This window comes from Paraburkholderia sp. NMBU_R16, assembly GCF_013282575.1.
Classification (GTDB): Bacteria; Pseudomonadota; Gammaproteobacteria; order Burkholderiales; family Burkholderiaceae; genus Trinickia.
On the sequence record NZ_JAAAYE010000009.1, the window covers coordinates 82,866 to 109,214 of the forward strand.

Sequence of the window (26,349 nt, forward strand, 5' to 3'; positions counted from 1 at the left end):
TCGTCACCGTGAAGCGTCGTTGCCGGAGGCCGCAGGCTTGGCCCCCGCTGGGGCCGGCTGAGCGGCGACGGGCGGCTTGGGCGCGGGCGACACCGCACGCACCGGGCGATCGGGCTCGTAATCCGGCGCCGCGTCGACCTGCGCATCGGTCAGATCCGACTGAACGTGAAGTGCATCGTTTTTATGGACGAAGCGCAGCGCCGACCAGTCGATCGCGACACGGTGCCGATCCTGCATGAGCCGGCTGACGTCGACCACCGCGGCCTGGGGCGCGGCATGATTATCGATGAGTACATCGACGACGCGCCCCACTCGCGCGCCATCGCCGCGCTCGACCGTCGCATCGATCATGCGCGTGAGTTCGGGTTTCGAAGCGATGCCGCCGGGACGAGCCCCCTTCTTCTGCAACGCCTGCGCGGCAGGCGGCTGACCTTGCTTGACAGCCAGCGTAATAGCGGCTTTTTTCGCGCTCATATTGAACGTGAACGCATTCCACGGGAAGCGGACCTTGCGGTCGCCGATGCCGAGGAACCCCGATAGATTGACGAGCATTTCCTGCGGCCTGCCGTCCTTGTCGACGAACATGTCGATGGCACGCCCGAGCGCCTTGCCGTCGGGCCGCTGTATGCGGGCATCCAGCAGCCCGCGCGTATCGTTGGACGACAGCAACCGCGTGCTGATGATCGGCGCCGGCACGACGGGCGCAGGGGGCGGCGGCGTTTCGGGCGGCGCGGGGCGATGTGGAGGGGCGTGCCGATGGACCGGTTTGGGCGGTGCCCGTTTGACCTCGGGAACGGCGGGGGCGGACGCCGGCGCAGGCGCCGAGGCTTCCGGTTCCGGCGCCGCAGGCTCCGGTTCGGGTTGCGGCTCGGGCGCCGGCTGTTCCGTAACGGGAGGCGGTTTGGGGCCGAACAGCGCGCTGCATCCTGCTAGCATCGTCAGCAGCATCCAGACCAGGATGCACCGGCTCACGCCATGACGGTAGAGTCCGCCGCTCATCGATCAACGCTCCTTCGAAACGGGTTGGGCGCGCGAAAGCCGGCCGTCCTGCGACGCGCGGGCTACATTCTAGCGGGTCGGCTGCCTCGGGCGAGACCGATTGCTGCTTTGCGGGCGCTTCGACGGGCTTTCGCCTGCCCGCTGCGGTAAAATCGCGGTCTATTCTGTCGTTGGCCTTCCTATGTCGTCTCCTGCCGTTTCCCGCCCGCGCCGCGTCAGTGTCGCTCCCATGATGGACTGGACCGATCGTCACTGTCGGTACTTCCATCGGCTCATTTCGCGCCATACGTGGCTGTACACGGAAATGGTGACGACGGGCGCGTTGCTGTTCGGCGATGTCGCACGTCATCTTGCGTTCACGGCCCAAGAAGCGCCGGTCGCTTTGCAACTTGGCGGCAGCGAGCCCAGCGATCTGGCACGAGCGGCCAAACTGGGCGAGCAGTGGGGCTACGACGAAATAAACCTCAACTGTGGCTGTCCTTCCGAGCGCGTGCAGCGCGGCGCGTTCGGCGCTTGCCTGATGAACGAGCCCGCACTCGTGGCCGAGTGCGTGAAGGCGATGCGCGACGCGGTGGGCATACCGGTGACGGTCAAGCATCGGATCGGCGTCGATGCGCTCGAGGATTATTCGTTCGTGCGCGATTTCGTCGGTACGGTGGCCGATGCCGGCTGCGAAGTCTTCATCGTCCATGCGCGCAATGCGATTCTCAAGGGCCTGTCGCCGAAGGAGAATCGCGAGATACCGCCGCTCAAATACGACTACGCCTATCGCCTCAAGCGCGATTTTCCGGCGCTGGAAATCATCATCAACGGCGGCGTCAAGACGCTGGACGAAGTCGAATCGCATCTCGCGCATGTGGACGGGGTGATGCTGGGGCGCGAGGCCTATCACAACCCCTACGTTCTCGCGGAAGTCGACACGCGATTCTACGGTACGGCGGCGCCCCTGCCGAGTCGCGAGCAGGTCGAGGCGGGTCTCATCGATTACTGTGGTATCGAGCTGGCGCGCGGGACGTTCCTCGGTGCAATCACGCGTCACGCGTTGGGCTTGTATCGCGGTGTGGCGGGCGCGCGCGGCTGGCGGCGGGTGCTGTCCGACAGCAAGCGGCTCGCCGCCGCCGATTTGTCGATATTCAACGAAGCGCGTGCGCAATTGCGCGAGCCCCTCGAATCCGCGGTAGAAATTGTCGATTGAGGGGCTAGGCAAGTCGCGATGGTATTTGTATAATCTCGCTTCTTCGTCGGTGCGGCTGGTCTTGACGCACCGAACTGCAGATCCCAGTGGTGGCTGTAGCTCAGTTGGTAGAGTCCAGGATTGTGATTCCTGTTGTCGCGAGTTCGAGTCTCGTCAGCCACCCCAATAAAATCAACGATCTGCGCATTCTCCACCGTGTATACGAACAGGGCGAAATTCCCAAAAATTCCCATTTCGGGAACTATAGCGCTCTCCGCTTGACGATCTTCGTGCGATCGTAGACCCGCGCCGTCGTCTCCTTGTTCGCGTGCAGGTCCGGAAGTTCGCCACGTTTTGCCTTGTACTGCGTGGCGTAATATGCCCGTAAGTCATGAAAGGTGAAGCGCTTGGCGATCACCTTTTCCGCGAGTGCGGCTACGATCACCTTTTGCCACATTGCCTTGAACCCGGCGCTCGTGTAATGCGTCCGGTGTCGAGTCGAAAAGACGTATAGGCAATCGTCCTTGCGCGCTGCGCGCAGCCTCGACAGCAGTTCGGAGACGGCCGGCGTTATCTCGATATGCTCGATCACTTCGCCTCGCTTCTTGCCACGCTGTTTCGCGCGCTTGACGCGTATCACTCCCTTTTCCTCGTCGATCTGCGGCCAGGACAGGTCGAGAAACTCAGCCTTGCGGTTGCCGGCGAGCGCTGCGTATTCGGCAGCCATGCCCACCATTGCACGCTGCCCTCCCATCGCAGCAATCCATGCGACGAATGCCTCGAAGTCGGCGACATCGGGGGCCTCCGTGCGCGGCTGCTCTTCGTTACGGCGCACCTCGCGGCAGGGGTTGTGCTTGGCCTCGCCGCGGTCTATCGCAAGCCCGATTAAATTCGACAGTAGAGCTATTTCGCGGTTCGCACGCACCGGCGCGTCCGCCCGCTCGACCCTGAGATACCGCGCGACGTGCGTAGCATCGATGTCCGCTGCTCGCATGTCGCCGAATATAGCCAGTAGTGGGATGCTGCATTGTGCGTAGTCGGTGCGTGTGTCCTTCGCATATCGGTTCCATCGAGCCGATTCCTGGAATTGCTCCCATAGACGCTTGATCGTCCCGATGTCATCCCCGCCGCCGGTAATATCGAGCACCTTTCGGATCGCCGCGATTCGATCATGGCCGAGTTTGATCGGCTTCCCCTTGATCGGATGGTAGCGGTACGAGAACCCACCGCTTTTGAGCGGGCGAGCTTCCATGCGAGGCAATAGGCCGTCGCGCTCGCGATGATGCAGCAGCAGATGTCGGCCATCCTCGCTGAAGCACAGAGCAAAGATCCGTGGACAAGCCGCGCGCGTCCGAGCTTCATGTACGTCATGTACATCCTGATCCTTTGTGCAATCCCTATGGGAGTTCTGGCGGCCTTCAGTCCGGAGACCGCTGTCAGCATCGCCCGAGGCATGCAGGCGTGGCTGAAGGCCATTCCTGACGCACTATGGACGACGTTCGGCACTGGCTACGCGGGCTATGTCATCGCGCGCACTTATGAGAAGAAACGGGGGACTTCTAAATGAAACAGTTCCTCTGGAATCTGCTCATCCTGATTGATGAGATCGCCAACACGCTGACCGGCGGCGACCCGGGGGAAACGATCAGCTCGCGCGCGGGCAAAGCCATGAAAGAGGGTAAGCGCTGGGGCTGCATCCTCTGCCGCTTCCTCGATCTCTTCCAGAAAGACCACTGCATCCTTTCGATCAACGACGACGACGGCTCACGCGCTGTCATCAAGGACTGACCATGAAAAAGATCATCGGCGCCTTCATCGCGCTTTACTCGGCGTTTGCGTTCTCGGCGACTACTGTCCCGATCCAGCTTATTGCGCCCATCGCTGCGAATACGGTTATGGCGAACGGAACGGGGTCTACAGCTACGCCGACTGCCTTCACAATGCCAAGCTGCACCGGCGCGACGAATGCGCTAGGTTATACAAACGGAACCGGGATAGTTTGCAACTCGGCGATCAATGCTGCGACGCTCGGCGGGGCAACTTTTGCGGCGCCCGGCGCGATCGGCGGAACCACGCCGGCGGCCGGGACGTTTACGGCGCTAAAGGGCAACTCAAACAGCAAGTTGACTTATCAGAACAGTTCGTCGCAGAGTATTACCACGACGCTCACTACCGTCACGGGATGGACTTCGGTCTTCGATGCCAATAGCAACTTCAATGCAAGTACGGGGGTCTTCACGGCGCCTGTGACGGGCTATTATTTGATAAGCGGGCAGTTGCTTCTTTCTACGACGTCCCCGGTAGCGGGGGACCAGTTCGCTTGTAATGTTGTTGCCAATGCAGTGACCATTGCCCACGGCGTCACACTCGCGCCGAACGCGACAAATCTGCTGCAACCGTGCACCTTCTCTGTCGTCGTTTCGCTTTCCTCGGGCCAGACAGCTGCGGTACAGGCTTCCAATTCGCGTACGCAACCGTTGAATTCGGCCGCAAGCGCGAACTGGATCAGCATCCAGCAAGTGCCTTAACCGCGCTTGCGCACGACGATGCCCACCGAGGTTGTGACGAACTCGCCGAACTTGATCTTGAGGCTGGGCTCGTCGGCGTAAGGTGGAAGATCGACATAGCCGTCGAGGAAGTGGGAGTCGGGGGCCACGATAAACGGACTGACTTCATGGCCCAGCTTCTCCAGCCTGCTCACCAGTTCTTCCATGTCCCGGCGCCGGTACAAGACCGTGTGGCCGGTCGCGATCGTGTCATCGTTGGACGACAGGTTGAATTCGGTCGTGTGAACGGCAACCCCGCCCGGCTTGAGCGTATTCAGGCTATTGACCACGAACTGCATGCCCGCTTCCAGCGATCCAAGGTGCTCGAAACAGCAAGCCGACCAGGTGAAGTCAAACCCGGTCAGATCCGCACTGATCGCGTTCATGTCCTCGAAGCGGTGCGAAACCTTCGCGTCGAACACGTCCTTGTCGACCAGGGTGGGGTAGTAAAGCTCGCCCAGACTATCGCTGTGCTGGCCGGTTTCCGTCCAGCCGCTCGAAACGCCGATCTCGGGTGGAGCGTCAGTTGCGACAATCGCAGCGCCACAGCTCGCAAACACGGATGGCATTCTTTCTTGGCCGACGCCGAACCCTAGACCTCGACTTTCTTCCTTCAGCACTCCAGCCTGCTCAAGGTGATGGAAGATGAAAACCCATTCCCACAGCTTGCGATGAAACTGAACGCGGTGGTCAAGAAGCCCGCATATCTCGGCATAGCGCGGGTGCAGGAAGTCGGAAGCACTGCAAGTCGAGTAGGGCAGAAAGGGGCTGTCGTAGGATCGGGACGGCTGCGGCAGGAACAGGTGATCACGGATTGACCTGCTGATACGAGCCTCGATATCCCCTTCCAGCATTTCGAGTCTCGCACGGAGTTCGCTGACTTCAGCCGCAAGCCTGGCGTTGGTGGCGGATGATTCCACTGCCACCGTCTTGGCGGTTCCATGCAGGCCATGTAAGGATTCGTTGATGCCCAGCAGGGCGGAGTAAGCACGCGCCATCTGGCGGAATGGCGTGATCTGGGCAATCGACATTGTGGTTTGCTCCTCGGGATCTCAGGTGTGTTTGTTCCGGAATATTACATTAGTCGAAATTCCTGAATATCGGCGCCAGATCATGGATCTTCCGTTACAGGCTGCATGAGCGCTAGCGCGTCATGGGGCCGGCCCGGGCCAATCTCGCTGCTGCTCTCGCCACCGCGAGGGCCGAACTGGCGTGAGAATTCCGGCACAATGGACCGGGAACTACGTTAGAAAAATCCTTAAAAATCAACGCGTGCGTTTACGTTTCAGTTCCCAAAAGCATGCCTTAGCACAGCAGAATGGCGGCATGGATGGCTAGGATTGTGATTCCTGTCGTCGTGGGTTCGAGTCCCATCAGCCACCCCACCTAGATTGTCGAATCTCCCCTTTTTGTCGTCGATGAACCGCAGCGCTCGGCTGACGCTGGAACCGGCCCATCGAGTCGTGGGGCGCTTTCCTCTATGTCGATGCGGTGCCTTCGAGTGAATTGAGCGGCACCGGCATATTCCCGATCTCCTCATGCAGCGACGGCGCCTCTTCGGGCATCGGCACCCGTTCGTTCATCGCCGGATGCAACCCCCAGCGCCGCCAGTCGAGTTCGTCGGAGCGCTGAGCCGCATCCTGCTGTCGCTCGATCGCGGACGCCTCCTTGCGCATCTGGCTGTCCGATTCATTCCATGTCCGCACGAAGAACGGCAGGGCAGGCGACTTGGCGTGGCCATGATCGGCTGCGACGTGGTCCGCTGGGACGAGCGATCTGCTCGCCCGGTCGGCAATCGCCGCTCTTGCGGTGCCGAGCGCAACGAGCCGCCCCTTGCTGTTTTCGAAGCGATGCTCGATATAGAAAAAGCGCCGGTCCCATCCGAGGATGCGGGTGCGCAACGCATAGCGCTCGAATGGACGAAGCTCGTGAACATACCGAATCATGACGCCGCTCAGCAACATTCGCCAACCTTTCGACATGGCGTTCTGCAGTACGCCATTGCGAAGCAGCAGATCGATTCGTCCGAGGTCCATGATCTGCAGGAAACGGCCGTTGTTCATATGCAGTTGCACGTCCAGGTCGGTCGGCAGCACGCGGAAATGACATTCCGAGGCATCGAGCGCCGCAAGGTTGGGACGTAGCATTGCGCGAATCGAAACGAATGCAAGGCGGGCGAGCAGTTTCAATTTATCCCTCGATGAAAGCGTCCCGTTTATTGGCCAATATATTGAGTCGTTTTTTTACAGGGAGCACGCGAGCCGCTTTCCGTTTTTCGGTTACGTCTCGTTACGCGGCCACAAGGCCAGTATAGAAGCGCCGCTTTATCGGCCATCATCCGAAACCTGTAGGTACCGTATTGCAGACGAATCGGAATTTACGGGATCGTCGAGCGGCCTCGATGAGCGCGTTTCAAACGGGAATGCGGCTTGCGTCGCACCGAAGCGCATGGCGAATATGCGTTGGGGCCGGATGTATGCCCACCGGTGGTACGATGCGTTCGACGGCCACGCATGCCCCGCGCGGCGGTGGCGGTCGTCCTGTATCGAATTCATTGGAAGACGAAATGAGCAAGCAAAAGAAGACCGATCCGAAACTCGAACAAGCATTGACTCGCGGCGACCTCGCTATTCGTCAAGCGAACTCGGCGCGCGCAACTGCTGTACTTCGAGCCCTGGCGAAGATGGTGGTGGATGCCTGCGCCACGATCGGCGTCGAGGCGCATACCTCGATTCCCGACGGCGACCGAGTCTACGATCCCGTCAACGGCGTGTGGCCTCAAAAGCTGCTCGTTTCGCTCGACGGCCCCGTCGAGACGTCGGATCCCGAAGAACTGCGCACGGTACGGCTGCTCGCCGACACGCCCGAGGTCAGATTCCGCGTCGAATGGCATCGCGCCGATGGCAAGATGGGGCGTCACGAGGCGCAACCGTTTTCGATGGTCGCGTTCATCACCGATGTGGAAATTCCCTGGGACGACGATGAACAGTGACGGCTGTTTGGCTCGCCCTAACGCATCATGCGGCGGGAAAACAGCGCCGAACAGACCAGAAACGATGTAACGGCATACGCCGCGAGCACGGCCACGTGCAGCGGCGCATCGGCCATCGGGCGCCCGAGCATGGCGGGCCGGATCAGCTCCACCGCATGCGCAAGCGGCAGCGCGAGCGCGGCGTGCTGCACGGCAGCCGGGAGCTGACCGAGCGGAAAGAACACACCGGAAAGCAGCAGCATCGGTGTGATCACGAGCGTCTGGTAGAACATGAAGAAGTCGTATGACGGTGCCATCGCCGTCACGATCATCGCGAGGCTCGCGAAAGCGAGCCCGGCCAGCGCAACGACGGGCAGCGCGAGCAGCATCGATGGGAAGTGCGCATAGCCCAGCGCGCCCGCCACGAGCATGATCGCAGCGCCCGACAGTACTGCCTTGCTGGCCGCCCACGCGATTTCGCCTACGACAATGTCGCCGAGCGTGAGCGGCGTGTGCATGATCGCCTCCCACGTACGCTGCACGTGCATCCGGGAAAATCCAGAGTACATCGCTTCGAACGTGGCGGACATCATGACGCTCGACGCAACCGTGCCCGCCGCCAGAAAGTCGATATACGGGACACCGGCGACGTGTCCCACCATCAAGCCAAGTCCAAAGCCTAGTCCGAAGAGATAGATCATCGGGTCGGCCAGATTGCCGAACATCGACGCCAACGCCAGCTTGCGCCAGACCAGGTAATTGCGCCGCCATACGGCAATCCAATGCGTTCCGTTGGACGGCCACGCGAACCGCACCCGCACGGTGTGCCGCTCGTGCGTGCGGCGCTGCCCAGTTTCGGTGCGATGGGAAGAAGACGTATCCATCAAAGCTTGTCCGGTTGACGTTGCCCGTGGCTCATTCCTGCATTTCTCGCCCGGTCAGGCGCAAGAAGACGTCCTCGAGGTTCGCCGGCCGGTGAAGGTAGCGCAGTCCCTGGCGGCCTGCGAGACGAGCATTGACGGGCCCCGGATCGTCGACATAGCAAAAAAGCGTTTCGCCGCTGATTTCGGTGCGCACCGCAAAAGGCGACAACTCCTCGCGCAGGGCTTCCGGTGCCGCGCCATAAACTTCAATGACATCGCAGCCGATCTCCTTGGCGATCAATGCGTGCGGTGCGCCTTCCGCGATCTTTCTGCCTTCCTCGATGATGCAGAGCCTGTCGCAGAGCCGCTCCGCTTCCTCCATGAAGTGTGTCGTGAGCATGATGGTCTTGCCGCGAGACAACAACGAGCGCAACCGTTCCCAAATCAGGTGCCTCGCTTGCGGATCGAGCCCGGTTGTGGGCTCGTCCATGACGAGCACGTCCGGGTCGTTGATCAGTGCCCGTGCAAGCGTCAAACGTCGCTTCATGCCGCCCGAGAGCTCGGCCACGCGTGCATCGGCCTTGTTTTGGAGGCGCGCGAATTCCAGCAGCGGATCCACTTTGGCCCGGGTCTTGCTCGCAGACAGCCCGAAGTAACGGCCGAACACGAGCAGGTTTTCGCGCACGGTGAAATCCGGATCGAGATTGTCGAATTGGGGAACTACGCCGACGCGCTGCCTGGCGATGCGCGACCGCGCGGGGATCGATTCGCCGGCAAGCATGATCGTCCCCGCATCGGGGTTCGCGATGCCCAGCAGCATCTTCAGTGTCGTGGTCTTGCCGGCCCCGTTCGGCCCTAGCAGTCCAAAGCATTCGCCGGTGCGGACATGAAAACTCAGTCCATCGACGACCGTCTTATCGCCGTAGCGTTTTTGGACGTCAGAAAATTCGATCGCGTTTTGCGGCATCGGGAGTCGAATGTGGCAGGTACGAGAATAGGTCCGTTGGCGCTCCATTCTATTGCATCGTCTGAAAGCGTCGCGCAAGGAAGCACAAAAGGACGCGTGGGCGGCGGCGCACTAGGCGTTTTCCATCTCTTGCAACCGCGAGTGCGCCGCACCATGATTCAAACAAACGTCTGCGGTTAACGCAGGAAGGGAGGCCATCATGGCAAGCTACAACAAAATTCTGCTCTGTTACGACGGGACGCGCGAAGGCCGTAAAGCACTGCGCTGCGGCGCCGATCTCGCGCTCGACCTGAAGGCCGAAACGCACCTCTTGTCGGTTGTCGACATGCGCACGAGCATCGCCCAAAGCGCTGGGCTATTGACCGACGTGGCGTGCGGCCGCTTCGAGGACGCAGCCCGCGAAATCCTGCAGGAAGGCGTCGATTGGCTCACGGAGCGGGGTGTCAAAGCACAGGGGCATTTCGCGTTCGGTCATCCAATCGATGAAATCGCCCGGCTCGCCGCCGATCTGAAGGTAGACCTCGTCGTGGTCGGGCATCGCGCACGGAGCGGTCTGTCCCGCTGGTGGATGGGGGCAGGTAACACGCTGTTGCTCGATCGCGTGTCGTGCAGCATTCTCGTGGCCGTGTCGACCGCGCATGAACAAGAGCCCGTGACTGCAGCGCCCGCCAAGGCCGGTGCCGGAACGGAAAGCTGAGCGCCGGCAGTCAGCGCCTCGCACTGCGCCTCGGCCGGTACGGCGTCTGGCACGCACGCTACTGATTCAGGTTGACCGCGAAGAGCTTCCACGAGAACCAGCCGTCGCGCCGCAGCAGCACGCTATAGGGCCGGCTCTGCTCATCGCGCCGATAGGTGACGACGAATTGATCGATGCCGTCATATCCCGCGCTCGCGCGCGGCGGTTGAGTAGGGGCGGGCGCGGGCGCGTTTGATTGCCCTTGGCCCGACGCGGCAGCGTCCTCGTCCCGTTGTGCGCCCGGCTGCGGCGGCGTTTCGCCCGGTTCGCCGCGGGGCGGCAACCCATTCAAGAGTGCCGCGACGCCGTCGGGCGTGGCATAAGCGTCAACGAGCGGACCAATCAGCGCCATACCGACCAGCGCACCGAGCGCCGCGAACGGATGCTCCCGTTTTTGTGCATCGATGCGCCGAGCCAGCATCTCCGTCACCTGCTGCTTCAGGCTCGTGCGCAGCGCCGGATAGTCGACGTAGCGATTGACGATTTCGGCATTCCGAGCGTCCGCCGCGCGCTTGAGTCGATCCAGCACAAGATACGGCGAGGCGTACGACAAGGCGGCCGCCGCGAGGACGATAACGGGAATGAGGACGGCGACAGCGGTTGCGAGCCGATGCGGGCGGCCGGGACTCCTTTGATCGTTCATCATTCGATAGGTCAGCTCATTCGGATGGAATTCAGATTGACTGCTTCCGACGCGAAACGATCCCGGCCGTTATCGCCAGCGGTAACAACCCGTTTCAGCGGGCTGCGGGATTCAACCCAAACTGGCTGAGCGCAGCCCGGCGCGCTCCTCGTCGATGCATCGATCGATCATGCGGCACACGGCGTCGATCGTGCCGACAAGGATTACGCGCGAAGCGCCGTGATAAACCCGGACAGGAGCCCGGCGCGCCGGCTCCGCGTGCAGGCCGCTGTTGAGCGAGACCCGGGCGAACGCGGGCTGTGTCGACGGCTGGAGGCCCGAAGAGGACGCAAACGTCGATTCACGCCCGACGGTGCGCAACGGAGCCGCCTCGAGCGGCGGGCAGGGAATGAGGCCGCGCAAACGGCGCAGGCGGCCGAAGGCGCGAAACGGAATGAGGCGGGCAAGGCGGTCCATGGCGTCTCCGTAATGTTCGTAATTCAAAATTCGGTGGGACGAATCAAGCCGACGGCAATCCCCTCGAGCGCGAACTCCGCGCTGCCTGCATGCACGAAGATGTTCTCGTAATCGGGGTTTTCGGCGATCAGTTCGAGACCGTCGGGGCGGCGCTTCAAGCGCTTGACCGTAACGTCGTCCCCAAGACGCGCGACGATGATTTGACCGTCATTCGCTTCCGTGCGCTTTTGCACCGCCAGCAGGTCGCCATCGAGAATACCGGCGTCGCGCATCGACAGGCCTCGCACCTTGAGCAGGTAATCCGGTTTGCTCGAAAAGAGCGCCGGGTCGCAGGCGTAATGCTGCGAGATATGCTCCTGCGCCAGGATGGGGCTGCCCGCTGCGACGCGCCCGACGAGCGGCAGCGACAACTGCATGAGCGCCGCATGCGGCAGCGAAAGCTGGCGCGGTGCATCGTCCAGGCCCAGCAGCCGGATTCCGCGCGACGCCCCCGCGGCCAATTCGATGACACCCTTTCGCGCCAGCGCGCGCAAGTGTTCTTCCGCTGAGTTTGCCGAGCTGAAACCCAGCGCCGCGGCAATTTCGGCGCGGGTGGGCGGAAAACCACTGTGCTCGATCGATTGCCGGATCAGATCGAATACCTGCTGCTGCCGTGCGGTGAGTTTGGTCATAGGGCCACTGTATGTATGAACAGGTTGCTGTATTTTTATACAGTATCGCGCGGATTTCAAGCAAAACGTTGCGACCCCGCTCAGAAAGCGCGCGCCGCCTTTAGCATCTTTTCGTATAAAAAAATGAAAATCCATTCGTTCCGCTCATAAGGGCGACCGTCTAGACTGGCCCGACTTCATAGAAACGCCAGTAGGCAAAGGGGAACGCATGAGCACACGGGGAACGGCGCGCTCGGGCACGCGCAGACGCTGGTTGGCGGGGATGGCCGTCGGCACGGCGGCGCTGATCCTGGGGGCGCCGAGCGCATTTGCGCAAACGACGCTGCTCAATGTGTCCTACGACCCGACGCGCGAGCTCTATCAAGACGTCGACAAGGCTTTCGCCGCCCAATGGAAAACCCAGACGGGCGAAACGCTTTCGATCCGTCAGTCGCACGGCGGCTCCGGAGCGCAGGCGCGCTCGGTGCTCGACGGCCTGCAGGCCGACGTCGTGACGCTCGCGCTGGCCTATGACATCCAGGCGCTGGCCGACCGCGGCCTCGTGGCACAGGACTGGCAAAAGCGGTTGCCGGACAACGCCTCGCCCTATACGTCGACGATCGTCTTCCTCGTGCGCAGCGGCAACCCCAAGCACATCAAGGATTGGGACGATCTGGTGAAACCCGGTGTTTCGATCGTGACGCCGAACCCCAAGACTTCGGGCGGGGCGCGCTGGAATTATCTGGCCGCCTGGGCCTATGCGCTCAACCGGCCGGGCGGCGACGCCGCCAAGGCCCGTGCGTTCGTCACGGCGCTCTATCGCAATGCGGGCGTGCTCGATTCCGGAGCGCGCGGCGCGACGACGAGCTTCGTGCAACGCGGTCTCGGCGATGTGCTGATCGCGTGGGAGAACGAAGCGTTTCTCGCACGCAAGGAATTCGGCGCGGACAAGTTCGAGATCGTGGTGCCGTCGGCCAGCATCCTGGCGGAGCCCCCGGTGGCGGTCGTGGACCGCGTCGTCGAGCGGCGCGGGACGCGCAAGCTCGCCGAAGCGTATCTGCGCTTTCTCTATACCGACGAAGGACAGCGGATCGCGGCGCGCAACTACTATCGGCCGCGCGCCACCAATTTGCCCGCCGATCTGACCGCGCAGTTCCCGAAGCTCAAGCTCTACACGGTCGATGCCACATTCGGCGGCTGGACCAACGCGCAAAAGACGCACTTTGCCGACGGTGGAGTGTTCGATTCGATTTATCAGCCGCATTGAGCGGTGCCCGCCTATCGGTCGACAGCATGACGAAATTCGCTTTTCGCAAACCCGGCGCCTTGCCAGGCTTCGGTCTGACACTCGGTCTCACGCTGACCTACCTGGGTCTCGTCGTGCTGATTCCGCTCGCCATGGCTTTTTTGAAGGCGGCGACGCTCGGGCCCGCGCCGTTCTTCGCGGCCATCGCTTCGCCGCGCGTCGTTGCCTCGTATCGTCTGACGATCGGCGCGGCGGCGCTCGGGGCAGTCATCAACGGCGCCTTCGGTCTGCTCGTCGCATGGGTGCTCGTGCGCTATCCGTTTCCTGGCAAACGGTTCGTCGATGCGATCGTCGATCTGCCGTTCGCGCTGCCGACCGCCGTGGCCGGTATCGCACTCGCCGCGGTCTACTCCGAGCACGGATGGATCGGCCGGTGGCTCGCGCCGCTTGGCCTCAAAGTGGCATTCACGCCGCTTGGCGTGCTCGTCGCGTTGACGTTCATCGGCCTGCCGTTCGTCGTGCGAACGGTGGAGCCGGTCCTTGCCGATTTCGAGCGCGCGCAGGAAGAAGCCGCCGCGTGCCTTGGCGCCTCGCGCGCCCAGACGTTCGTGCGCGTCGTGCTGCCCGCGCTGGTGCCCGCCTGGTCCACGGGGGTCGCGCTCGCGTTCGCGCGCGCCCTCGGCGAATACGGCTCCGTCATCTTCATCGCCGGCAACATTCCGATGAAATCCGAGGTCACCTCGCTCATCATCATCACCAAGCTGGAACAGTACGACTACGCCGGTGCCACTGCGCTCGCCACGGCAATGCTCGTCGCTTCGTTCCTGATGCTTTTCGCGATCAACGCGCTGCAATGGCATTGGCAGCGGCGCACGAGTCCGCGTGGGCGCCGCCGGTCGGGTCCGCCGGCCGGTACGACGATTTCGGGAGCGCTCACATGAACCTACTTGCCGCGACCGCCCGTTCGGCTCGCGCGCCGGCAGCGGATGGCGTGCGTGCGCGTGCCGATGTGCAAGAAAATCGGGAGCCTGCCCAAATCACCGGCATCCGCCGACCGACCGCATCGGCGCGCCGGCTCGCACCTGCGGCGCAGTGGGTGCCGCGCTGGACGCTCATCGGCATCGCGCTTGTTTTTCTGTCGCTGTTTCTCGTCGTTCCCTTGGCCGCCGTCTTCACCGAGGCGTTCAGCAAAGGTGTGCGCTTTTATTTCGAATCGCTCGTCGAGCCCGATGCACGCGCGGCGATCGCGCTGACGCTCGGTGTCGCCGCGATCGCCGTGCCGCTCAATCTCGTGTTCGGGCTTGCCGCTTCGTGGGCGATCGCGAAGTTCGAATTCCGAGGCCGCGCACTGCTCACGACGCTGATCGATCTGCCGTTCTCGGTCTCCCCGGTGATTTCGGGCGTCATTTACGTGCTGCTGTTCGGCGCCCAAGGCTGGCTCGGTCCGTGGCTCGAGCGGCACGGCCTTCAGATCGTGTTCGCGGTGCCGGGCATCGTGCTCGCGACACTGTTCGTGACGTTTCCGTTCGTCGCGCGCGAGCTGATTCCGCTCATGCAGGCGCAGGGTAAGGAGCAGGAGGAAGCGGCGCGGGTGCTCGGCGCATCGGGCTGGCAAATCTGGCGCCGGGTCACGCTGCCGAACGTGAAGTGGGGCTTGCTCTACGGCGTGATCCTCTGCAACGCGCGGGCAATGGGCGAGTTCGGTGCGGTATCGGTGGTCTCGGGCCATATCCGCGGGCTGACCGACACCATGCCGCTGCACGTCGAGGTTCTCTACAACGACTACAACTTCGCGGCCGCCTTCGCAGTCGCGTCCCTGCTTGCTTTGATCGCGCTCGCGACGCTGGTGGCGAAGATCGTCGCCCAGCGCCGGATGGCGGCCGCCGGCGTGAGCCGCACGCATCATCGATGAAAGGATCGTCATGAGCATCACCGTTCGCAATCTGGAAAAACATTTCGGCGAGTTCAAGGCGCTCGACGACGTATCGCTCGAGTTCGGCCGCGGCGAGCTCGCGGCACTGATCGGACCGTCGGGCTGCGGTAAGACGACGCTTTTACGCGTGGTGGCCGGGCTCGAGTCGGCCGATGCCGGCGAAATCGTATTGAACGGCCGCGACGTCACCGCCCTCGACGCGCGCGATCGGCGCGTGGGGTTCGTGTTCCAGCATTACGCGCTCTTTCGCCATATGACGGTGTTCGAGAACGTTGCGTTCGGACTGCGCGTCAAGCCGCGTCGCGAGCGACCCGCGGCCGCGGCGATCGACGCCAAAGTGCGCGAGCTGCTCGAACGCGTGCAGCTCGCGCAGCTCGGCCAGCGCTATCCCGCAGAACTTTCGGGTGGGCAGCGGCAGCGCGTGGCACTGGCGCGCGCGTTGGCCGTCGACCCGTCCGTGCTGTTGCTCGACGAGCCGTTCGGCGCGCTCGACGCCAAGGTGCGTAAAGAGCTGCGCAATTGGCTGCGGCGGCTGCACGACGAGCTTGCGATCACGACACTCTTCGTCACGCATGATCAGGAGGAGGCGCGCGATGTGGCGGATCGTATCGTCGTGCTCAATCATGGGCGCGTCGAGCAGCAGGGCACTCCAGAGGAAGTCTACGAGCGTCCGGGCACACCGTTCGTCAGCGAGTTTCTCGATGTCGCCGCATACTGAGTGCATCGCGCCGTACCGAACCGACCGCCGTACCCCTGAACCTGCGAGACTTGCATGAACTTCCAACAACTGCGATACGTACGCGAAGCGGTGCGCCGCAATCTGAACCTCACCGAAGTCGCCAATGTGCTGTTCGCCTCGCAATCGGGCGTCTCCAAGCAGATCAAGGATCTCGAGGACGAGCTCGGCGTCGACATCTTCGTGCGGCGCGGCAAGCGCCTCACCGGCCTGACGGAGCCGGGCAAGGCAGTGCATCGCCTGATCGAGCGAATGCTGCTCGATGCCGAGAACCTGCGCCGCGTCGCGCGCCAGTACGCTGACGAGGACACGGGCCATCTCGTCGTCGCCACGACGCATACGCAGGCGCGCTATGCGCTGCCGCCCGTCATTCGCCAGTTCAAAGAGGCGTTTCCGAAGGTCCATCTCGCCTTGCGCCAGGGTAGTCCGCGTCAAATCGGGCAGATGCTGGTCGACGGCGAGGCCGATATCGCGATCGCGACGGAAGGCCTCGACAGCTATGCCGATATCCTCACGTTCCCGTGCTACACGTGGCATCACGTGATCGTGGTGCCGAAAGACCATCCGTTGGCCACGCGGACCAACGTGACGCTCGAGGAAGTCGCCGATTTCCCGATCATTACGTACGAGCGCGATATCACCGGCCGCTCGCATATCGATGAAGCATTCGAAAAAACGGGCCAATTGCCCGATGTCGTGCTGACGGCCATCGACGCGGACGTGATCAAAACCTACGTCGAGCTTGGCATGGGCGTCGGCATCGTGGCGGCGATGGCGTACGATCCCAAGCGCGACACCGGCCTCGTCGCACTCGATTCGCAGCATCTGTTCGAGGCGAGCACGACGCGCGTCGGGGTCCGCAAGGGCGCTATTTTGCGGGCCTATGCGTATCGGCTCATCGAAATGTTCGCCCCTCAGCTCGCTGGCACGGACATCATCGGCAAGCTGCGTGAAGCGGCCTGAGCCGTAACGGGCGGCGCCGTGCCGAGCGGTTGCGAAGCCCCCCGCCCGCCGCAGCGGCAACAGGCTCGGCGAGCGGCTTTTGCGCGTATAGAATGGCGGCCATGAACACGACCGCTACCTCCGCATCCTCCTTGCCGTTGCCCCGTATCGCCGTGCTGGCGACAGGCGGCACGATTGCCGGCGCCGCGCCCGACGCGGCGCAAACGGCCGGCTATCAGGCCGGCGTCGTCGGCGTCGACAAGCTGCTGGCCGCCGTGCCCGCGCTCGCCGGCGTGGCAGCCATCCAGGCCGAACAGGTCGCCAGCATCGACAGCAAGGATCTCGATTTCCCGCTCTGGAATGCACTGCTCGCGCGCATTCATACGCTCGCTGCACGCGACGACATCGACGGCATCGTCATTACGCACGGCACGGATACGCTCGAAGAAACTGCTTATCTGCTGCATTTGACCGTCAAAACGGCCAAGCCGGTCGTGCTCACGGCCGCGATGCGGCCGTCCTCGTCGCTTTCCGCCGATGGTCCGCTTAACCTGCTGGGTGCGGTGACGGTGGCGGCCGCGCGTGCCGCACATGGCCAAGGGGTACTCGTCGCATTCAACAACCGGATTCACAGCGCGCGCGATATCGTCAAGACGAGCACCTACGCCGTCGATGCGTTTCAATCGCATGAAGTCGGCGTGCTCGGGTGGGTACAGGATGGGCGCGTCGAGTTCCAGCGCGCCGTCGTGCGGCCGCATACGGCGGCGACACCGTTCGACGCCGCGAACGGGTGGCCCGCAGTCGAGATCGTCGCGAGCTACGCTGGGGCGTCGCGTACGGCCGTCGACGCGTTGATTGCTGCCGGAGTGCGCGGCATCGTCGTGGCCGGGACCGGCAACGGTTCGATCCATGCCACGTTGCAAGCGGCGCTCGCGCAAGCCGCGGAGCAGGGCGTCGCGGTCGTGCGCGCGTCGCGGGTCGGCTCCGGCCATGTCATGCGCAACGGCGCGGCACCCGACGATGCGCTGGGATTCGTGAGCGCCGGCTCGCTCAACCCATATAAGGCGCGCGTGCTGCTGATGCTCGGGCTGGCAGCGGGTATGAAGGAGCGCACGGTGCTGCAGCTGGCCTTCGACACTTACTGAGTCCGGGTACTGCGCCCGGTCCAGCACGCCGGCATTTTGCCGAGCGCTCGGCATCCGGCAGGCGGACACCCGGCGACGACGTCTGACCGACCAAGGCTTCCCCGACGTCGCCGGGTGCCGCTGACGGACCCCGCTCGCCGCTCTCAGCCCGAAAGCGGCGTTTTGCCCGCCACGGCGCGCGACGCCGGCCGCAAACGGCACGACGAATACACACGCCGGGCGTAGCGCCCCACCAGCCGGCCGCCCCCGCATGCGAGGCGCGGCCGATATCCCCCTTCGCCGTGATTTCCGCAGCATCCGGGCGGCGCGAAGGCCGCACGCAGCGTGCCTCTTGGCGTGCGTCTCCCGTTTTCAGGCCGCAAGCGCGGTGCCGTCGTCGACCTGGGCGATCTCGAAGCCGGCCATGATCTCGAGCGCGCGCAGCATGGCGGAGTGGTCCCAGGCATTGCCGCCGTGCGCCGCGCACACGCTGAACAGTTGTTGCGCGCTGGCCGTATGCGGCAGCGAAATGCCGAGCTTGCGCGCGCCGTCGAGCGCGAGGTTCAGATCCTTGCGATGGAGTTCGATGCGAAACCCCGGCTTGAAAGTACGCTTCGTCATACGCTCGCCATGCACTTCGAGAATGCGCGACGAGGCGAAGCCGCCCATCAGTGCACGGCGCACGCGCTCGGGATCGGCACCCGAGCGTGCGGCGAACAGCAGCGCTTCGGCCACCGCCTCGATATTGAGCGCCACGATGATCTGGTTTGCGACCTTGCAAGTCTGCCCGGCACCGTTGTCCCCGATCAGTGAAATGTTCTTGCCCATCAACTCGAACAGCGGCTTGGCGCGCTCGAAAGCGGTGTCGGGGCCGCCGACCATGATCGTCAGCGTGGCGTCGCGGGCCCCGAGCTCGCCACCGGAGACAGGGGCGTCGAGATAGTCGCAGCCGAGTGCGTTGATGCGTTTGGCGAAGGCTTGCGTGTCGAGCGGCGAAATGGAGCTCATGTCGATGACGAGCTTGCCGGGGGCCAGGCCGGCTGCGACGCCGTCATCGGCGAAGAGCACGTTTTCGACGTCGGGCGTGTCCGGGACCATCGAGATGACGATGTCCGATGCGCGGGCGACCGCGGTGGAATCTTCGACCACGGTCGTTGTGTCGCGCAGATCGTCAGGTACCGGGTACTTGCCATTGACGATGAGCGTATGGCCGCCCTTGAGCAGGTTGCGCGCCATGTGCGCGCCCATGATGCCGAGTCCGATGAAACCGATCTTTGCCATTTCCGTAGTTCCGTTGATCTGAGGTTGCGGGGCGGATGGGGTATGCCGTTTTCCGAGCCGTTGCAGTCGATTGGCAGCGCGTGCCGGCCGGCAGCCGGCCTACTCGCGTACCGCGCGTTCGAGCCAGCCGAGTCCGGCTTGCGTCGTCGTGAGCGGCTTGTACTCGCAGCCGATGTAGCCGTCGTAGCCCAGTTTGTCGAGCCACGCGAACAGGAACGGGTAGTTGATCTCGCCCGTGCCCGGTTCATGCCGGCCCGGGTTGTCGGCCAGCTGGATGTGCGCGATGCGCGGCAAATTGCGTTCGATGGTGGCCGCGAGCTCGCCCTCCATCCGCTGCATGTGATAGATGTCGTATTGCAGGTAGAGATTGTCGGAGTCGACCGCTGCAATGACATCGAGCGCTTCCTTCGAGCGGGTGAGCGCAAACCCGGGGATGTCGAACGCGTTGCAGGGCTCGACGAGCAGCCGGATGCCTTCACGCTTGAGCGCCGCTGCGGCGAATCGTAGGTTTTCGACGAGGGTGTCGAAGCTGCGCCGGGCGTCCACCTGGTGCGGCCGGATGCCGACGAGGCAGTTCAGCTGCGGCACGCCGAGCGCTTTGGCGTAGTCGATCGCGCGCCCCACACCGTCCTGGAACTCGGAGACGCGATCGGGCAGGCAGGCAATGCCGCGCTCGCCCGCATCCCAATTGCCGGCCGGCAGGTTGTGCAGCACGAGCCGCAGCTGGTTGGAGGCGAGCCGCTCAGCCAGTTCGGCGGCGGGATACGGATACGGGAACAGGAATTCGACGGCGGTGAAACCCGCCTTCGCGGCTGCCGCGAAGCGCTCGAGAAACGGCACTTCGTTGAACAGCATGGTCAGGTTGGCTGCGAATTTCGGCATGGTGGTGACTCGTCGGTCGGTCAGTCAGGTCAGTCAGTTCAGGATGCGCAAAAGCGGTGTCATTCGAACGCGGCGATGGCCGTCGGCGCGTCTTCGAGCGTTTCGGCGAGCGGCTCGAATTCGTTGACCGCATCGATCTCCGCGCCCATGGCGATATTCGTCACCCGCTCGAGAATCACCTCCACGACAACCGGCACCTTGAACTCCGAGAGCATCGCCTGCGCTTTTTTCAGCGCGGGCTGGATGTCCTCGGGTTTGAATACGCGCAGTGCCTTGCAGCCGAGGCCTTCGGCCACGGCGACATGATCGACGCCATATCCGTTGAGCTCCGGAGCATTGATGTTTTCGAAAGCGAGCTGCACGCAGTAGTCCATGTCGAAGGCGCGCTGCGCTTGACGGATGAGGCCCAGGTACGAGTTGTTGACTACCACGTGCACATAGGGCAGGTTGAACTGCGCGCCGACGGCGAGTTCCTCGATCATGAACTGGAAGTCATAGTCGCCCGAGAGCGCGACGATCGGACGCTGCGGGTCCGCCGCGCGCACGCCGAGCGCCGCGGGAATCGTCCAGCCGAGTGGCCCGGCCTGACCGCAGTTGATCCAGTTGCGGGCCTGGTAGACGTGGAGGAATTGCGCGGCGGCGATCTGCGAGAGTCCGATCGTGCTGACGTAGCAGGTATCGCGGCCGAACGCCTTGTTCATCTCCTCGTAGACGCGCTGCGGCTTGATCGGCACGTTATCGAAATGCGTCTTGCGGTGCAGCGTGCGCTTGCGTTCGCGGCAGGCCTCGGCCCACTCGGCGCGATCCTTCAGGCGGCCCTCGGCACGCCACTCGCGCGCCACTTCCACGAACACTTCGAGCGCGGCCTTGGCGTCCGAAACGATGCCCAGATCCGGGCCGAACACGCGCCCGATCTGCGTGGGCTCGATGTCCACGTGCACGAACTTGCGGCCCTTCGTATAGACCTCCACGCTACCGGTATGCCGATTGGCCCACCGGTTGCCGATCCCGAGCACGAAATCCGAGGCGAGCAGGGTGGCATTGCCATAGCGGTGCGACGTTTGCAGACCCACCATGCCGGCCATGAGCGGATGGTCGTCGGCGATCGCACCCCACGACATCAGCGTCGGGATGACGGGCACGCCGAGCGTCTCGGCGAATTCGACGAGCAAGGCCTCGGCTGCCGCGTTGATGACGCCGCCGCCGGACACGATGAGGGGGCGCTCGGCGTCATTGAGCAGGGTCAGCGCGGCCTCGATCTGGCCGCGTGTGGCCCGCGGCTTGTAGACCGGCAGCGGCTCGTAGGTCGCGATGTCGAATTCGATTTCGGCCAGTTGCACGTCGATCGGCAAATCGACGAGCACGGGGCCCGGGCGGCCCGAGCGCATGAGGTGAAACGCCTGCTGAAACACGCGCGGCACGAGCGCCGGCTCGCGAACGGTCACGGCCCACTTCGTGACGGGCTTGGCGATCGATTCGATATCGACGGCCTGGAAGTCTTCCTTGTAGAGCCGCGAGCGCGGCGCCTGGCCCGTGATGGCGAGAATCGGAATCGAATCCGCCGACGCCGAGTAGAGCCCGGTGATCATGTCCGTGCCAGCCGGCCCCGAAGTGCCGATGCATACGCCGATGTTGCCCGGCGCGGCGCGCGTATAGCCCTCGGCCATGTGCGAAGCGCCTTCGACGTGACGGGCCAGCACATGGCTGATGCCGCCGGCTTTTTTCAATGCCGAATAAAGCGGATTGATCGCGGCGCCGGGCACACCGAAGGCGGTATCGATGCCTTCTTTCTCCAGCACGAGCACGGCGGCATCGATAGCTCTCATTTTCGGCATGAGTGTCTCCTGGTTCCTGTTCCTGATAGTTGAGTACTTCGTTGCGATCACTGTAAGTGGCCGAGAAAGGTTTGATAAGATCGCTTCGTGTCGATTGATCCGATACAAAAAGTATTGAATCAAGTTGGGGGATCGCCTGCTGGCCGTTCGGCCAGCCCGGCGTGACAGGGAGGCTGAAAATGGATCGCTTCAAGCAGATCGAGACGTTCGTGCGCGTGGCCGACGCGGGCAGCCTTGCCGCGGCGGCGCTGGAAGAGGGCGTATCGCCGGTCATTCTCGGGCGACGCATCGACGCGCTCGAAAAACGGCTCGGCGTGAAGCTGATGTACCGTTCCACGCGCCGGCTCGTCGTGAGCGAGGAAGGGGCATCGTTCCTCGAACGGTGCAGAGGGCTTCTGACGGAATGGGAACAGGCCGAAAACGAGCTGGCCGCAGGCCTGCGCGCCGTCGGCGGCCATCTGATCGTCTCCGCGCCGGCAGCCTTCGGGCGCAAGCATGTCGCGCCGCTCGCGCCGGCGTTCCTCGCGGACAAGCCCGAGCTGAAAATTTCGTTCAATCTGACCGACAGAGTCGTCGATCTCGTGCGCGAGGGCTACGACTTGTCGATCCGTATCGGCGGGGCGGTCGATCCGTCGTTCGTGGCCGTCAAGCTCGCCTCGAATCGCCGTGTGGTCTGCGGCACGCCCGCCTATTTCGAGAAACATGGCCGGCCGAAGACACTCGAGGACCTGCTCCAGCACAATTGCCTGGCGTTCAACCTTCAAGGCGGTCAAAACCGCGGGTGGAACTTTCGGCGCAACGGCAAGCTCGTGACGATGCGCGTCACTGGTACGCTCGACTGCAACGACGGCGAACTGCTGCACCGTTGGGCGCGCGAGGGGCTCGGGCTCGGCTGGCGTTCGACGTGGGAGATCGCGGAAGACCTCGAACGCGGCGAGCTCGAAACCGTCCTCGACGAGTTTGCGCTACCGGATTACGACATTCTGGCGGTCTACCCGCAGCAGCGCTATGTGCCGGCGAAGGTCCGGTACTTCATCGATTACCTGAAGGCCGTCTACGCACGGCCCGGCTACTGGATGGGCGGCGCGGGGCAATGAGCGGATAGGGTAAGCGCCAAGTCATTGAAATATCACGGCAATCGCCGGCCGAAGGGTGAATGCAATTGCGTCACCCGCACAATTGGGTTACACTTTCCGGCTTCTCACTTGCCACACCGGTTGGTTTTTTACCATCGACGCCCGGGTGGCTTCAATCCACAAGGAGTGTGTATGCGTCATTACGAAATCGTATTCGTCGTGCACCCCGATCAGAGCGAGCAGGTGCCCGCCATGATCGAGCGGTACAAGTCCACGATCACCACGCGCGGCGGTCAGATCCACCGCATCGAAGACTGGGGCCGTCGCCAACTGGCCTACATGATCGAGAAACTCGCGAAGGCTCACTACGTCTGCATGAACATCGAATGCGATCAGGCAACGCTCGAAGAGCTCGAGCACGCGTTCAAGTTCAACGACGCCGTGCTGCGCCACCTCATCGTGAAGATGAAGAAGGCCGAAACCGGCCCGTCGCCGATGATGAAGGAAGTGCAGCGCGAAGAAGCCAAGAAGGCGGCTGTTTCGTCGCAGCCGTCCGAAGCGCAGGCTTAACGGATTCACGTTAGAAGCCGCCAAGGTTTTTCAGGCTCTTTGCCGCTTTCGTGAACAGGCTGCAACTCACGGCCAGTGTGATCGAGCGCGAACCGCTGCGCTATACGCCGGCTGGCGTGCCGATCGCAAGCTGCACATTGCAGCACCGCGCGGAAGTCGTCGAAGCCGGTATCGCCCGGCAAGTCGAATTGACGATGCCCGCGGTGGCCGCGGGCGCCGCGAGCGGACAGCTCGAAAGCTGCGAGATGGGCGTAGAGGCGCTCTTCACGGGCTTTCTGGCCAAGAAAAGCCGTAATGCGAGAACCTTGGTGTTTCACATCACAGAATTGCAGGACATTGGAAAGGACTGAACATGCCCCGCCCTACTGGTAAGAAGTTCGACAAGCGCCGTCAGCAACAAAACCCGCTCTTCAAGCGCAAGAAGTTCTGCCGCTTCACGGCTGCTGGCGTCGAGTACATCGACTACAAGGACATCGAAACGCTGAAGGACTTCATCGGCGAAAACGGCAAGATCACGCCGGCTCGTCTGACGGGTACGAAGGCCCACTATCAACGCCAGCTCGATACGGCAATCAAGCGCGCGCGCTTTCTCGCGCTGCTGCCGTACACGGATCTGCACAAGGCCTAAGCGGACGACGGCACAAGGAGAATTCGAATGCAAATCATTCTTTTGGAAAAAGTCGTCAACGTGGGCAACCTCGGCGACATCGTCAAGGTGAAGGACGGTTACGCCCGTAACTTCCTGATCCCGCAGAAACTGGCCCGCCGCGCCACGAAGGACGCGATCGCCGAGTTCGAGGTGCGTCGCGCCGAGCTCGAAAAAATCGCCGCCGAAAAGTTTGCCGCCGCGCAAGCGCTCGGTGAAAAGATGTCGGGCCTGACGGTCCAGATCGCACAGAAGGCCGGCGTCGACGGTCGCCTGTTCGGTTCGGTCACGAACGCGGACATCGCCGAAACGCTGACGAAGCAAGGCTTCGCTGTCGAGAAGGCGCAAGTGCGCATGCCGGCGGGACCGCTGAAGATGGTGGGCGACCACCCGGTGCAGGTTTCGCTGCATACGGACGTCGTAGTCGACGTCAACGTCTCGGTGCTCGGCGAGCACGCCTGACGCAGGCTTGAACGCCGCACATGCTGCGGCGCCAAGCGAACGAGGGCAGGAGCCGGTGTCGGCTACTGCCCTTTTTCGTTTCTGTGGCGGACGGCTCGCCATTTCGCGATAATTCCTCCCCATGAACGCACCGTCCAAAGACCCACAGCTCGAGTCGCTCAAAGTCCCGCCGCATTCGATCGAGGCCGAGCAGTCCGTATTGGGCGGGTTGCTGCTCGACAACGCGGCGTGGGACCGCATCGCGGATTTCCTCTCACAGAGCGATTTCTACCGCTACGACCACCGCCTGATTTACGAGCACATCGGCCGGCTCATCGCGTCGACGCGCCCTGCCGACGTCGTGACCGTCTACGAAGCCCTGTCGAGCGCGGGCAAAGCGGACGAGGTGGGCGGGCTCTCCTATCTGAACGCACTGGCGCAGAACACGCCGAGCGCGGCGAACATTCGCCGCTACGCCGAGATCGTGCGAGACCGCGCCGTGTTGCGCCGCCTGGTCTCCGTGGCCGACGAAATTTCGGCGGACGCCTTCAATCCACAAGGCAAGGAGGTTCGGCAACTGCTCGACGAAGCCGAATCGAAAGTTTTTTCGATTGCGGAAGACGGCGCGCGCGGTACGCAGGGCTTCCTCGAAATCGGTCCGCTGCTGACGCAGGTCGTCGAGCGTATCGACACGCTCTATCACACGGCCAATCCGAGCGACGTGACGGGCACGCCGACGGGCTTCGTCGATCTCGATCGAATGACGTCGGGCATGCATGGCGGCGAGCTGATCATCGTCGCCGGCAGACCGTCGATGGGTAAGACCGCGCTCTCGATGAACATCGGCGAGTACGTGGCGGTGGAATACGGTTTGCCGGTAGCGGTCTTTTCGATGGAAATGCCGGGCACGCAGCTCGTCATGCGGATGCTGGGCTCGGTCGGGCGGCTCGATCAGCACCGCATGCGCACCGGGCGACTTACCGACGAAGATTGGCCCAAGCTCACGCACGCCGTGCAAAAGATGAGCGAGGCACAACTGTTCATCGATGAGACGGGCGGCCTCAATCCGATGGAGCTGCGCTCGCGCGCGAGGCGGCTCGCGCGTCAGTGCGGCAAGCTCGGGCTCATCATCGTCGATTATCTGCAGCTGATGACGGGCAGTTCGCCCGGCGAAAACCGCGCGACCGAAATCTCCGAAATATCGCGTTCGCTCAAGAGCCTGGCCAAGGAACTCGATGTGCCGGTGATCGCGCTGTCGCAGCTGAACCGAAGCCTCGAACAGCGGCCGAACAAACGGCCAGTGATGTCCGACCTGCGCGAATCCGGTGCAATCGAACAAGACGCGGACGTCATTCTGTTCATTTACCGGGACGAAGTTTACAACCCCGACAGCCCCGACAAAGGGACGGCCGAAGTCATCATCGGCAAGCAGCGTAACGGCCCGATCGGGCCCGTCAGACTTACATTCGTGGGCCAATACACGAAGTTCGACAACTTCGCCGGCGCACAGACTTTCCACGGCGGCGAGTGAGGGCGGCCAAGTGCGGCCCGAAGACGACGAATTGCCTGTCAGAAACAGTTGCAACCATTGGGGGAAGCGGCGCTACCCGGTACAATGTTGCGATTTTGTGT

28 protein-coding genes, 1 tRNA gene and 2 pseudogenes are annotated in these 26,349 nt (G+C 63.0%); 19 read left to right on the forward strand and 12 right to left on the reverse strand.

Annotation, left to right across the window (positions count from 1 at the left end; all coding sequences use genetic code 11):
• Positions 1-3 precede the first annotated feature (3 nt).
• A complete protein-coding gene (locus GWC77_RS06690) occupies positions 4-999 on the reverse strand; it encodes a PRC-barrel domain-containing protein (protein WP_173256110.1) in 996 nt (331 codons plus the stop codon).
• 181 nt (positions 1,000-1,180) lie between these two features.
• On the opposite strand from GWC77_RS06690, the gene dusA reads away from it, so the two are divergent.
• Positions 1,181-2,194 carry a tRNA dihydrouridine(20/20a) synthase DusA gene (gene dusA, locus GWC77_RS06695; protein ID WP_173256111.1) on the forward strand — a complete coding sequence of 338 codons (1,014 nt, stop codon included), beginning with the start codon at positions 1,181-1,183 and terminating at the stop codon, positions 2,192-2,194.
• Between the two features lie 89 nt (positions 2,195-2,283).
• A tRNA-His gene (locus tag GWC77_RS06700) sits at positions 2,284-2,359 on the forward strand.
• A 76-nt stretch (positions 2,360-2,435) separates the two neighbouring features.
• Here GWC77_RS06700 and GWC77_RS06705 read toward each other — a convergent pair.
• On the reverse strand, positions 2,436-3,425 hold the full coding sequence (locus GWC77_RS06705; protein ID WP_173256112.1) for a tyrosine-type recombinase/integrase: 990 nt from the start codon (positions 3,423-3,425) through the stop codon (positions 2,436-2,438).
• A gap of 27 nt (positions 3,426-3,452) precedes the next feature.
• Between GWC77_RS06705 and GWC77_RS06710 the strand changes: the two genes are divergently transcribed.
• From GWC77_RS06710 to GWC77_RS06720, 3 genes are read left to right on the forward strand one after another with little or no spacing between them, the layout of a single operon-like run.
• Complete coding sequence (locus tag GWC77_RS06710; RefSeq protein ID WP_173256113.1) at positions 3,453-3,740, forward strand: 3TM-type holin; 288 nt, start codon at positions 3,453-3,455, stop codon at positions 3,738-3,740.
• Positions 3,737-3,961, forward strand: coding sequence for a hypothetical protein (locus GWC77_RS06715; protein WP_173256114.1), 225 nt, complete (start codon positions 3,737-3,739; stop codon positions 3,959-3,961). The genes GWC77_RS06710 and GWC77_RS06715 overlap by 4 nt, the downstream gene beginning before the upstream one ends.
• Before the next feature lie 2 nt (positions 3,962-3,963).
• Entirely contained in the window at positions 3,964-4,701 is a 738-nt protein-coding gene (locus tag GWC77_RS06720; RefSeq protein ID WP_173256115.1) for a hypothetical protein, read from the forward strand.
• On the opposite strand, the gene GWC77_RS29540 is transcribed toward GWC77_RS06720, so the two are convergent.
• Positions 4,698-5,750, reverse strand: a complete 1,053-nt coding sequence (locus GWC77_RS29540) for a hypothetical protein (protein WP_254366847.1) — start codon at positions 5,748-5,750, stop codon at positions 4,698-4,700. The two genes, GWC77_RS06720 and GWC77_RS29540, sit on opposite strands and share 4 nt — an antisense overlap.
• Before the next feature lie 447 nt (positions 5,751-6,197).
• Positions 6,198-6,908 carry a thioesterase family protein gene (locus GWC77_RS06730; protein ID WP_173256116.1) on the reverse strand — a complete coding sequence of 237 codons (711 nt, stop codon included), beginning with the start codon at positions 6,906-6,908 and terminating at the stop codon, positions 6,198-6,200.
• A gap of 377 nt (positions 6,909-7,285) precedes the next feature.
• Between GWC77_RS06730 and GWC77_RS06735 the strand changes: the two genes are divergently transcribed.
• Positions 7,286-7,711 (forward strand): hypothetical protein, encoded by a 426-nt coding sequence (locus GWC77_RS06735; protein WP_173256117.1) that lies wholly within the window; start codon positions 7,286-7,288, stop codon positions 7,709-7,711.
• A gap of 17 nt (positions 7,712-7,728) precedes the next feature.
• Here GWC77_RS06735 and GWC77_RS06740 read toward each other — a convergent pair whose 3' ends face one another.
• Together GWC77_RS06740 and nodI are read right to left on the reverse strand one after the other, a co-directional pair.
• Positions 7,729-8,574, reverse strand: a complete 846-nt coding sequence (locus tag GWC77_RS06740; RefSeq protein WP_173256118.1) for an ABC transporter permease — start codon at positions 8,572-8,574, stop codon at positions 7,729-7,731.
• A gap of 31 nt (positions 8,575-8,605) precedes the next feature.
• Entirely contained in the window at positions 8,606-9,520 is a 915-nt protein-coding gene (nodI, locus tag GWC77_RS06745) for a nodulation factor ABC transporter ATP-binding protein NodI (RefSeq protein WP_173256119.1), read from the reverse strand.
• 199 nt (positions 9,521-9,719) lie between these two features.
• Between nodI and GWC77_RS06750 the strand changes: the two genes are divergently transcribed.
• Positions 9,720-10,217 (forward strand): universal stress protein, encoded by a 498-nt coding sequence (locus GWC77_RS06750; RefSeq protein WP_173256120.1) that lies wholly within the window; start codon positions 9,720-9,722, stop codon positions 10,215-10,217.
• Positions 10,218-10,275: 58 nt separating this feature from the next.
• On the opposite strand, the gene GWC77_RS06755 is transcribed toward GWC77_RS06750, so the two are convergent.
• From GWC77_RS06755 to lexA, 3 genes are all read right to left on the reverse strand, one after another.
• Complete coding sequence (locus tag GWC77_RS06755; protein WP_254366848.1) at positions 10,276-10,902, reverse strand: DUF2939 domain-containing protein; 627 nt, start codon at positions 10,900-10,902, stop codon at positions 10,276-10,278.
• A 108-nt stretch (positions 10,903-11,010) separates the two neighbouring features.
• Positions 11,011-11,355 (reverse strand): hypothetical protein, encoded by a 345-nt coding sequence (locus GWC77_RS06760; RefSeq protein WP_173256121.1) that lies wholly within the window; start codon positions 11,353-11,355, stop codon positions 11,011-11,013.
• A gap of 23 nt (positions 11,356-11,378) precedes the next feature.
• Positions 11,379-12,026: a transcriptional repressor LexA gene (gene lexA / locus GWC77_RS06765; RefSeq protein ID WP_173256122.1), complete on the reverse strand. Its 648-nt coding sequence runs from the start codon at positions 12,024-12,026 to the stop codon at positions 11,379-11,381.
• A gap of 208 nt (positions 12,027-12,234) precedes the next feature.
• Here lexA and GWC77_RS06770 point away from each other — a divergent pair, with 208 nt between their 5' ends.
• The 6 genes and pseudogenes from GWC77_RS06770 to GWC77_RS06795 all read left to right on the forward strand — a co-directional run bounded on the left by GWC77_RS06770 (position 12,235) and on the right by GWC77_RS06795 (position 18,007).
• Complete coding sequence (locus GWC77_RS06770; protein WP_173256123.1) at positions 12,235-13,272, forward strand: sulfate ABC transporter substrate-binding protein; 1,038 nt, start codon at positions 12,235-12,237, stop codon at positions 13,270-13,272.
• A gap of 26 nt (positions 13,273-13,298) precedes the next feature.
• Entirely contained in the window at positions 13,299-14,192 is an 894-nt protein-coding gene (gene cysT / locus GWC77_RS06775) for a sulfate ABC transporter permease subunit CysT (protein WP_173256124.1), read from the forward strand.
• Positions 14,189-15,163, forward strand: a complete 975-nt coding sequence (cysW, locus tag GWC77_RS06780) for a sulfate ABC transporter permease subunit CysW (protein WP_173256125.1) — start codon at positions 14,189-14,191, stop codon at positions 15,161-15,163. The genes cysT and cysW overlap by 4 nt, the downstream gene beginning before the upstream one ends.
• A 10-nt stretch (positions 15,164-15,173) precedes the next feature.
• Positions 15,174-15,884, forward strand: a pseudogene (locus GWC77_RS06785) (sulfate/molybdate ABC transporter ATP-binding protein); the annotation flags it as partial.
• Positions 15,885-15,956: 72 nt separating this feature from the next.
• A complete protein-coding gene (locus tag GWC77_RS06790) occupies positions 15,957-16,883 on the forward strand; it encodes a CysB family HTH-type transcriptional regulator (protein ID WP_173256126.1) in 927 nt (308 codons plus the stop codon).
• A gap of 101 nt (positions 16,884-16,984) precedes the next feature.
• Entirely contained in the window at positions 16,985-18,007 is a 1,023-nt protein-coding gene (locus GWC77_RS06795; protein ID WP_173256127.1) for an asparaginase, read from the forward strand.
• A gap of 351 nt (positions 18,008-18,358) precedes the next feature.
• Here the strand turns inward: GWC77_RS06795 and GWC77_RS06800 are convergent.
• The 3 genes and pseudogenes from GWC77_RS06800 to gcl all read right to left on the reverse strand — a co-directional run.
• Positions 18,359-19,339: pseudogene (locus GWC77_RS06800) on the reverse strand (2-hydroxy-3-oxopropionate reductase); the annotation flags it as partial.
• Between the two features lie 27 nt (positions 19,340-19,366).
• On the reverse strand, positions 19,367-20,149 hold the full coding sequence (hyi, locus tag GWC77_RS06805) for a hydroxypyruvate isomerase (RefSeq protein ID WP_173256129.1): 783 nt from the start codon (positions 20,147-20,149) through the stop codon (positions 19,367-19,369).
• A gap of 59 nt (positions 20,150-20,208) precedes the next feature.
• Positions 20,209-21,984, reverse strand: coding sequence for a glyoxylate carboligase (gene gcl, locus GWC77_RS06810; RefSeq protein WP_173256130.1), 1,776 nt, complete (start codon positions 21,982-21,984; stop codon positions 20,209-20,211).
• Between the two features lie 179 nt (positions 21,985-22,163).
• Here gcl and GWC77_RS06815 point away from each other — a divergent pair, with 179 nt between their 5' ends.
• From GWC77_RS06815 to GWC77_RS06840, 6 genes are all read left to right on the forward strand, one after another.
• Complete coding sequence (locus tag GWC77_RS06815; RefSeq protein WP_173256131.1) at positions 22,164-23,081, forward strand: LysR family transcriptional regulator; 918 nt, start codon at positions 22,164-22,166, stop codon at positions 23,079-23,081.
• A gap of 171 nt (positions 23,082-23,252) precedes the next feature.
• Positions 23,253-23,630: a 30S ribosomal protein S6 gene (rpsF, locus tag GWC77_RS06820; protein WP_173256132.1), complete on the forward strand. Its 378-nt coding sequence runs from the start codon at positions 23,253-23,255 to the stop codon at positions 23,628-23,630.
• Positions 23,631-23,680: 50 nt separating this feature from the next.
• Complete coding sequence (gene priB, locus GWC77_RS06825) at positions 23,681-23,980, forward strand: primosomal replication protein N (RefSeq protein WP_173256133.1); 300 nt, start codon at positions 23,681-23,683, stop codon at positions 23,978-23,980.
• A 2-nt stretch (positions 23,981-23,982) separates the two neighbouring features.
• Positions 23,983-24,258 carry a 30S ribosomal protein S18 gene (rpsR, locus tag GWC77_RS06830; protein WP_018442035.1) on the forward strand — a complete coding sequence of 92 codons (276 nt, stop codon included), beginning with the start codon at positions 23,983-23,985 and terminating at the stop codon, positions 24,256-24,258.
• Between the two features lie 27 nt (positions 24,259-24,285).
• Positions 24,286-24,738 (forward strand): 50S ribosomal protein L9, encoded by a 453-nt coding sequence (rplI, locus tag GWC77_RS06835; protein ID WP_173256134.1) that lies wholly within the window; start codon positions 24,286-24,288, stop codon positions 24,736-24,738.
• Positions 24,739-24,859: 121 nt separating this feature from the next.
• Positions 24,860-26,248 carry a replicative DNA helicase gene (locus tag GWC77_RS06840; protein ID WP_173256135.1) on the forward strand — a complete coding sequence of 463 codons (1,389 nt, stop codon included), beginning with the start codon at positions 24,860-24,862 and terminating at the stop codon, positions 26,246-26,248.
• Positions 26,249-26,349 lie beyond the last annotated feature (101 nt).

Coding starts and splice junctions, on each gene's coding strand:
- rpsF (WP_173256132.1), top strand. CDS start 23,253: ATGCGTCATTACGAAATCGTATTCGTCGTGCACCCCGATCAGAGCGAG.
- GWC77_RS06815 (WP_173256131.1), top strand. CDS start 22,164: ATGGATCGCTTCAAGCAGATCGAGACGTTCGTGCGCGTGGCCGACGCG.
- GWC77_RS06715 (WP_173256114.1), top strand. CDS start 3,737: ATGAAACAGTTCCTCTGGAATCTGCTCATCCTGATTGATGAGATCGCC.
- GWC77_RS06770 (WP_173256123.1), top strand. CDS start 12,235: ATGAGCACACGGGGAACGGCGCGCTCGGGCACGCGCAGACGCTGGTTG.
- GWC77_RS06750 (WP_173256120.1), top strand. CDS start 9,720: ATGGCAAGCTACAACAAAATTCTGCTCTGTTACGACGGGACGCGCGAA.
- GWC77_RS29540 (WP_254366847.1), bottom strand. CDS start 5,750: ATGTCGATTGCCCAGATCACGCCATTCCGCCAGATGGCGCGTGCTTAC.
- GWC77_RS06705 (WP_173256112.1), bottom strand. CDS start 3,425: ATGGAAGCTCGCCCGCTCAAAAGCGGTGGGTTCTCGTACCGCTACCAT.
- GWC77_RS06795 (WP_173256127.1), top strand. CDS start 16,985: ATGAACACGACCGCTACCTCCGCATCCTCCTTGCCGTTGCCCCGTATC.
- nodI (WP_173256119.1), bottom strand. CDS start 9,520: ATGCCGCAAAACGCGATCGAATTTTCTGACGTCCAAAAACGCTACGGC.
- GWC77_RS06720 (WP_173256115.1), top strand. CDS start 3,964: ATGAAAAAGATCATCGGCGCCTTCATCGCGCTTTACTCGGCGTTTGCG.
- GWC77_RS06735 (WP_173256117.1), top strand. CDS start 7,286: ATGAGCAAGCAAAAGAAGACCGATCCGAAACTCGAACAAGCATTGACT.
- lexA (WP_173256122.1), bottom strand. CDS start 12,026: ATGACCAAACTCACCGCACGGCAGCAGCAGGTATTCGATCTGATCCGG.
- GWC77_RS06690 (WP_173256110.1), bottom strand. CDS start 999: ATGAGCGGCGGACTCTACCGTCATGGCGTGAGCCGGTGCATCCTGGTC.
- GWC77_RS06740 (WP_173256118.1), bottom strand. CDS start 8,574: ATGGATACGTCTTCTTCCCATCGCACCGAAACTGGGCAGCGCCGCACG.
- cysW (WP_173256125.1), top strand. CDS start 14,189: ATGAACCTACTTGCCGCGACCGCCCGTTCGGCTCGCGCGCCGGCAGCG.
- cysT (WP_173256124.1), top strand. CDS start 13,299: ATGACGAAATTCGCTTTTCGCAAACCCGGCGCCTTGCCAGGCTTCGGT.
- dusA (WP_173256111.1), top strand. CDS start 1,181: ATGTCGTCTCCTGCCGTTTCCCGCCCGCGCCGCGTCAGTGTCGCTCCC.
- GWC77_RS06840 (WP_173256135.1), top strand. CDS start 24,860: ATGAACGCACCGTCCAAAGACCCACAGCTCGAGTCGCTCAAAGTCCCG.
- rplI (WP_173256134.1), top strand. CDS start 24,286: ATGCAAATCATTCTTTTGGAAAAAGTCGTCAACGTGGGCAACCTCGGC.
- GWC77_RS06760 (WP_173256121.1), bottom strand. CDS start 11,355: ATGGACCGCCTTGCCCGCCTCATTCCGTTTCGCGCCTTCGGCCGCCTG.
- hyi (WP_173256129.1), bottom strand. CDS start 20,149: ATGCCGAAATTCGCAGCCAACCTGACCATGCTGTTCAACGAAGTGCCG.
- GWC77_RS06710 (WP_173256113.1), top strand. CDS start 3,453: ATGATGCAGCAGCAGATGTCGGCCATCCTCGCTGAAGCACAGAGCAAA.
- gcl (WP_173256130.1), bottom strand. CDS start 21,984: ATGCCGAAAATGAGAGCTATCGATGCCGCCGTGCTCGTGCTGGAGAAA.
- rpsR (WP_018442035.1), top strand. CDS start 23,983: ATGCCCCGCCCTACTGGTAAGAAGTTCGACAAGCGCCGTCAGCAACAA.
- GWC77_RS06755 (WP_254366848.1), bottom strand. CDS start 10,902: ATGATGAACGATCAAAGGAGTCCCGGCCGCCCGCATCGGCTCGCAACC.
- GWC77_RS06790 (WP_173256126.1), top strand. CDS start 15,957: ATGAACTTCCAACAACTGCGATACGTACGCGAAGCGGTGCGCCGCAAT.